Origin of the sequence: Mesorhizobium sp. M2A.F.Ca.ET.067.02.1.1, from assembly GCF_004023285.1 — a bacterium.
GTDB lineage: Bacteria > Pseudomonadota > Alphaproteobacteria > Rhizobiales > Rhizobiaceae > Mesorhizobium.
Map to the genome: position 1 here is coordinate 1 of NZ_RZSB01001302.1, position 773 is coordinate 773.

At 66.0% G+C, this 773-nt stretch carries 1 protein-coding gene; it reads right to left on the reverse strand.

From position 1 onward, the window contains the following. Positions 1 to 28: 28 nt before the first annotated feature. On the reverse strand, positions 29 to 773 hold a 745-nt coding region (locus EOA28_RS37450), incomplete at its 5' end, for an ABC transporter permease (protein WP_148671195.1).

The following is a 773-nucleotide window of genomic DNA, read 5'->3' on the forward strand; positions in this document are numbered from 1 at the left end:
CCCCACAGTCCGATGTCGGTCGTTTCCATCAGACATTTCCCTTCAAAAAATGGGGCCTCTGCCAGAGGTCCGGGTTGAAGAGCTTGAAGCGGCCGTAGAAGGTCTCGCTGAAAAGGATGACGATGAACAGCATGCCCTGCAGCACCAGGACAGTTGCGTCGGGCAGGTCCATGCGGCGCTGGATCAGTCCGCCGGACGCGTCGATGCCGCCAAGCAGGATGGCGACAGGGATGATGGCAAGCGGGTTGTGGCGGGCGAGGAAGGCGACGAGGATGCCGGTATAGCCGTAGCCGGCGGCAAGCGAGCCGTTGGCGCTGCCCTGCACCGCCGCGACCTCCAGCATGCCGGCGAGGCCGGCGAAACCGCCCGCCAGCGCGGTGAAGCCGACGATCAGCGGTCCGACGGCAAGGCCCTGGACCTGCGCGGCCCTGACATTGCCGCCGGCGATGCGGGCGGCAAAACCCCAGCGGGTCTTCTCGATCAGCAGCCAGGAGAGCACGCAGGCGAGGATGCCGACCACGAGACCCCAATGCACCTCCATGCCCGGTATGTTGCCGATGCGGTAGATGTCGGCCAGCGGCTGGGTCGAGGGTTTATTCAGCGAGGCCGGGTCGCGCAGCGGCCCTTCCACCAGATGGTTCATCAGCGCGATGGCTATATAGGCCATCAGCAGGCTGGAGATGGTCTCGTTGACGGCTCGGTAATGGCGGAGCGCGCCGACGACACCTATCCAGATGCCGCCGGCGGCTGCGCCCCCCACGCCCATGAGGAGG